Origin of the sequence: uncultured Sphingobacterium sp., assembly GCF_964277905.1 — a bacterium.
Lineage (GTDB): Bacteria > Bacteroidota > Bacteroidia > Sphingobacteriales > Sphingobacteriaceae > Sphingobacterium > Sphingobacterium siyangense.
Window position 1 is genome coordinate 21,259 of the sequence record NZ_CAXYKD010000018.1, and the last position, 6,051, is coordinate 27,309.

Consider the following 6,051-nt stretch of genomic DNA (forward strand, 5'->3'; position numbering starts at 1 on the left):
ATGGCACGTAAACTTTTGTTGACTCATATCGATGTTCCGGGCATCAATACCTTTGAGGTCTATCGACAAAAAGGTGGTTATGTTGCTGTTGAAAAAGTATTAAAGACAATGTCTCCTGAGGATGTTGTCGAAGAGGTTAAGAAGTCTGGATTACGTGGCCGTGGGGGAGCTGGTTTTCCTACGGGGATGAAATGGTCCTTTTTGGCTAAACCTGAGGGGGTGCCGCGCTATTTGGTCTGTAATGCCGACGAGTCTGAGCCAGGGACATTCAAAGACCGTTTTTTAATGACACATATTCCGCATGCACTTATTGAGGGAATGATTGTATCGAGCTTCGCTTTGGGGGCTCACACGTCGTATATCTATGTGCGTGGAGAGATGATGCCACAGATCAGAATTCTAGAGCGTGCTATTGCTGAAGCCAAGGAAAAAGGGTTTTTGGGTAAAAATATTTTAGGTTCGGGGTATGATCTGGAGATTTATGTTCAACCGGGAGGTGGAGCGTATATCTGTGGTGAGGAAACGGCTTTATTAGAGTCCTTAGAAGGTAAACGAGGTAATCCGCGTATTAAACCCCCTTTTCCCGCGATAGCGGGTTTATATAACTGCCCGACAGTGGTGAATAATGTGGAGTCTATTGCAACGACAGTTCCCATTATTAATTTGGGTGGTGAGGAGTATGCTAAGATCGGTGTAGAGCGTAGTACCGGAACAAAATTAATTTCCGCTAGCGGAAATATTGTAAAACCAGGTGTCTATGAGATCGAACTCGGTCTGCCCGTTGAAGAATTTATTTACTCTGACGAATATTGTGGTGGTATTGCCAATGGGAAACGAATGAAGGCTGTCGTAGCCGGAGGCTCTTCGGTGCCTATTTTACCGGCTAATCTGATCTTGAAAACTGCCGCTGGAAATAGCCGATTGATGACTTATGAATCACTGGCTGATGGTGGCTTCCAAACTGGTACAATGCTCGGATCAGGTGGTTTCATTGTATTTGATGAGAATCAGTGCGTGGTGCGTAATACCTGGAACTTTGCGCGATTCTATCATCATGAAAGCTGTGGTCAATGCTCGCCTTGTCGTGAAGGAACAGGCTGGATGGAGAAGGTACTGCATAAGATCGAGAGCGGTCATGGTGCTATGGAGGATATTGATTTATTGTGGGACGTTCAACGAAAAATAGAAGGGAATACAATTTGCCCATTGGGAGATGCTGCGGCATGGCCTGTGGCAGCTGCAATACGACACTTTAGGGATGAATTTGAATGGCATATCCTGCATCCGGAAGAGTCACAAACAAGAAATTATGGACTGGCACATTATGCTGATCCTTTACAACCAATAGTATCATAATAGAAGCTGTAACGATAAATTAATCATATCATGGCAGAAGCGGAAGATGTAAAGTTTAAGGTCACCATCGATGGTATACCGGTAGAGGTTGCTCCTGGGACAAGCATATTAAATGCAGCGAGACAGATCGGCGGCGATATAGTCCCTCCGGCAATGTGTTACTACTCCAAACTGGAGGGGAGTGGCGGTAAATGCCGTACCTGTTTGGTAAAAGTCTCCAAGGGATCTGAAAAAGATCCAAGACCGATGCCGAAATTGGTGGCTTCTTGTCGTACAACGGTGATGGACGGTATGGAAGTGCAAAATATTACTTCGCCAGAGGTGGTGGAAGCAAGAAAAGGTGTTGTTGAAATTTTATTGATTAACCATCCCTTAGATTGCCCAATCTGCGATCAGGCTGGTGAATGTAAATTGCAGGATCTTGGGTACGAACATGGCAGTGCTCATACACGCTACGAATTCGATCGACGTACCTTCGAACGCATTGATTTGGGCGATAAGATCCAATTGCATATGAACCGTTGTATCTTATGTTACCGTTGTGTTTATGTCGCAAATCAGTTGACCGACCAGCGTGTACACGGTATCTTAGGACGAGGAGATCACGCCGAGATATCGACTTATATTGAAAATGTAATCGATAATGATTTCTCCGGAAATGTTATTGATGTATGTCCTGTGGGAGCTTTGACAGATAAAACCTTCCGTTTCAAGAACAGGGTATGGTTTACGAAGCCCGTCGATGCTCATCGCGATTGTCCGACATGTTCGGGTAAGGTAACCTTATGGTATAAGGGAGAAGAGGTCATTCGGGTAACTGCTCGAAAGGATGAGTTTGGTGAAGTGGAAGAGTTTATCTGTAATACTTGTCGCTTTGATCAGAAAAAAACAAGCGATTGGGTGTTGGAGGAACCAACAGAAATAGACCGACATTCCGTCATTTCCGCCAATCACTACGAGTTATTTAATCCGCCGAAAGTTGTTAAGGAGAATCCGATACTACAGGAACAAAATCGCGAACAGTTGGCTAGAACAGAAAAATTGAAATAATCACAAACATGGAGTGGTCTTTTGTCATAGAAAAATTAATACTGGTGTCTATTGTATTCGTTATCACCTTGGTGATCGCGATGTATTCGACACTTGCGGAACGTAAAATAGCAGGTTTTATGCAAGATCGATACGGTCCTGATCGGGCTGGTCTCTTTGGTATCTTGCAACCACTGTGTGACGGTGGTAAATTCTTCTTTAAGGAGGAAATTATACCCGCTGGTGCACATAAGGTGCTCTTTATTTTGGGGCCTACAATTGCGATTATAACGGCATGTATTAGTTCAGCCGTTATTCCCTGGGGGCAGGAGCTACAGATTGGAGACCGAACGATTTCTTTGCAGGTTGCACAAGGAATCAATGTAGGGGTGTTGTATATGTTTGGTGTGATTGCATTAGGTGTATATGGTATCATGTTGGGCGGATGGGCTTCCAATAATAAATTCTCACTTATGGGGGCAATTCGTGCAGCATCACAGAGTATCAGTTATGAGATTGCAATGGGATTATCACTTATTGCGCTATTGATGGTAACGCGCACTTTGACACTCGAAGAAATCGTTGCGCAGCAGTCGGGTTTTGTCAATTGGAATATCTGGGCACAGCCGTTGGGTTTTATCATTTTTATGGTCTGTGCTTTTGCCGAATGTAATCGGGTTCCATTTGATTTGCCGGAATGTGAAACGGAGCTTGTTGGTGGTTACCATACGGAGTACTCCTCCATGAAATTGGGACTCTACATGTTTTCCGAATATATTAACATGTTCGTTTCCTCTGCATTGATGGCATCACTCTATTTTGGCGGATATAATTTCCCTTTTATGAATGATATGGGATTGTCTGCCAATATGATCACGATCATCGGGGTGGTTGTATTCTTCATTAAAATATTGCTGTTTATCTTTTTCTTTATGTGGGTGCGTTGGACCTTACCACGTTTCCGCTACGATCAATTGATGAATCTGGGCTGGAAGATGTTGATTCCATTGGCGATTGCCAATATTGTACTTACAGGTGTATTTACATTGATTAAAGATACTTATTTCTCATAAGAAAGGACTTTTTATGCAACTAACCAATCGTAAAAAAGTAATTGAACAAAAACCGATGACATTTTCGGAAAGAATCTACTTTCCCGCTATTATCAAAGGTTTACGCATTACATTAAGGCATTTTTTTAAGAAAATTCCAACCATTAAATATCCTGAGGAAATAAGACCTTATTCGAAAAACTTCAGGGGGCAACATTCGCTCAAACGTGATGAGGAAGGGCGTGAGCGGTGTACAGCCTGTGGATTATGTGCTTTGTCCTGCCCTGCAGAGGCGATTACAATGACTGCTGCCGAGCGAAAAAAAGGTGAAGAAAATCTTTACCGCGAGGAAAAGTATGCGTCAGTATATGAAATCAATATGTTGCGATGTATTTTCTGTGGTCTATGTGAAGAGGCCTGTCCGAAAGAAGCGATCTATCTGGATGGACCACATGTGACAGCAGATTATCTCCGTAAGGATTTTATCTATGGAAAAGATAAATTGGTAGAACCAACTTTTGATATTACCAAATTAAAGAGCTAAACCAGGAAATTATGACAGTATTTTATTTTGTAGCCTTCTTGTCTATTTTCTTTGCGCTGCTGACCATTTTTACAAAAAATCCTGTACACAGTGTACTGTATCTGGTCATTACGTTTTTTACGTTTACAATACATTATATTCTTTTGAATGCGCAGTTTTTGGCTGTGGTGAATTTCATCGTATATATGGGAGCCATCATGGTTTTGTTTTTATTTGTATTGATGCTGCTCAACCTGAATAAGGATACCGAACCCATGAAATCCAACTTGGTTAAGTTTATGGGAGTTATCGCCGGCTGTTGCCTATTGGTGACTTTCTTCGGTGTATACCGCGTATTTGATATTTCTAATCCCTTGACTGTTGTTAATCCAGAAATCGGGTTGGTTAAGAATCTGGGTAAGGTGTTGTTTAACGAATTTTTGCTTCCTTTTGAGTTATCATCATTATTGTTATTGACGGCAATGATTGGGGCAATATTATTAGCTAAGAAAGAACCTAAACAAATCTAATGGAAACAGTTGTTCAACAGTTGCAGGGGGTGCCAATAAATCATTATCTGATTTTTTGTGCGATTATTTTCGTTATTGGTGTTATCGGTGTTCTTATTCGCCGTAACGTCATTATTATTATGATGTCTATTGAATTGATGCTGAATGCGGTGAATCTTCTTTTAGCTGCTTTTTCAGTGCAGCATGGCGATTCGTCAGGACAGGTCTTTGTCTTCTTTATCATGGCATTGGCGGCGGCAGAAGTTGCCGTTGGCTTGGCGATTATTATTATGGTATATCGGAATACGAAGTCTGTGGATATCGATTCCTTAAATAAACTTCGTTGGTAGAACTTAAGAAATAAATACGATGAGTGAATTAGTTTGGTTGATTCCCCTTTTGCCCTTAATCGGGTTTATAGTGAATGGATTGGGTAGGAATACCTTTTCCAAAGGTATGATAGGCGCTGTTGGCAGCGCTGTAGTGCTTATTTCTTTTGTATGTAGCTGCCTTCTGTTCTCCGAAGTCTACCAAGCGAGACAGGCTGGACAAGCAGGCATCATTGAACAACATGTATTTGATTGGATTGCAGTGGGCAATCTCAAGATAGGTCTGTCCTTTTTGGTAGATCCGTTAAGTGCGATCATGCTCTTAATCGTTACCGGAATTGGTTTCCTTATCCATGTCTATTCCATTGGTTATATGCATCATGATAATGGATTTGGTAAGTTCTTCGCTTATTTGAATCTCTTTATCTTTTTTATGTTGCTATTGGTATTGGGATCCAATTACCTGGTCATGTTCATAGGTTGGGAAGGTGTAGGACTATGTTCTTATTTATTGATTGGCTTTTGGTATAAGAATAGTTCGTATGCAAATGCAGCAAAAAAAGCATTTGTGATGAATAGAATAGGTGATTTGGGTTTTCTGCTTGCGGTATTTTTAATACTTGGAACTTTTGGGTCCTTAGAATTTTCGACTGTATTTCCAGCGGCCAAGAATTTTGCTGTTGGTGATATCACAGTCGTTAGCATTACCATTTTGTTATTTATTGCTGCGACAGGTAAATCGGCGCAGATACCTTTGTTTACCTGGTTGCCGGATGCCATGGCTGGCCCGACCCCCGTGTCGGCCCTGATCCATGCGGCAACGATGGTTACAGCCGGTATTTATATGATTGCACGTTCCAATGTATTGTTTATTCTTTCACCGTTTACGTTGCAGCTCATTTCTGTCATAGCTATCTGTACAGCCCTGTTAGCTGCTGCGATTGCATTGACACAAAATGATATTAAGAAAGTCTTGGCTTATTCCACAGTTTCACAATTGGGCTATATGTTTCTTGGCCTAGGTGTCGGAGCATTTACTGGAGCCTTTTTCCATGTATTGACTCATGCCTTTTTCAAAGCATTACTATTCTTAGGGGCCGGATCTGTTATACATGGTATGAGTGAGGAACAGGATATGCGTAAAATGGGCGGCTTGAAGAAAGCAATGCCTATTACTTATCTGACGATGTTGATGGGGACAATTGCGATTGCAGGAATTCCACCATTCTCTGGCTTCTTCTCCAAAGACGAAA

General features: G+C 41.8%; 7 protein-coding genes. All 7 read left to right on the top strand.

The annotated features are described in order from the left end of the window. Nucleotides 1–1,356, top strand: a complete 1,356-nt coding sequence (nuoF, locus tag ACHWSC_RS08355) for an NADH-quinone oxidoreductase subunit NuoF (RefSeq protein ID WP_394676441.1) — start codon at nucleotides 1–3, stop codon at nucleotides 1,354–1,356. A gap of 30 nt (nucleotides 1,357–1,386) precedes the next feature. Then, nucleotides 1,387–2,406 carry a 2Fe-2S iron-sulfur cluster-binding protein gene (locus tag ACHWSC_RS08360; RefSeq protein WP_286734157.1) on the top strand — a complete coding sequence of 340 codons (1,020 nt, stop codon included), beginning with the start codon at nucleotides 1,387–1,389 and terminating at the stop codon, nucleotides 2,404–2,406. 8 nt (nucleotides 2,407–2,414) lie between these two features. Then, nucleotides 2,415–3,458, top strand: coding sequence for an NADH-quinone oxidoreductase subunit NuoH (gene nuoH, locus ACHWSC_RS08365; protein WP_286734159.1), 1,044 nt, complete (start codon nucleotides 2,415–2,417; stop codon nucleotides 3,456–3,458). A 13-nt stretch (nucleotides 3,459–3,471) separates the two neighbouring features. Next, nucleotides 3,472–3,981 carry an NADH-quinone oxidoreductase subunit I gene (locus tag ACHWSC_RS08370; RefSeq protein WP_070560982.1) on the top strand — a complete coding sequence of 170 codons (510 nt, stop codon included), beginning with the start codon at nucleotides 3,472–3,474 and terminating at the stop codon, nucleotides 3,979–3,981. Nucleotides 3,982–3,992: 11 nt separating this feature from the next. Next, nucleotides 3,993–4,490 (top strand): NADH-quinone oxidoreductase subunit J, encoded by a 498-nt coding sequence (locus ACHWSC_RS08375; RefSeq protein WP_046673083.1) that lies wholly within the window; start codon nucleotides 3,993–3,995, stop codon nucleotides 4,488–4,490. Next, complete coding sequence (nuoK, locus tag ACHWSC_RS08380; protein WP_046673084.1) at nucleotides 4,490–4,819, top strand: NADH-quinone oxidoreductase subunit NuoK; 330 nt, start codon at nucleotides 4,490–4,492, stop codon at nucleotides 4,817–4,819. Before ACHWSC_RS08375 ends, nuoK begins: the two co-directional genes overlap by 1 nt. 19 nt (nucleotides 4,820–4,838) lie before the next feature. Beyond that, the coding region (gene nuoL, locus ACHWSC_RS08385) for an NADH-quinone oxidoreductase subunit L (protein ID WP_394676442.1) at nucleotides 4,839–6,051 on the top strand (1,213 nt) is incomplete at its 3' end.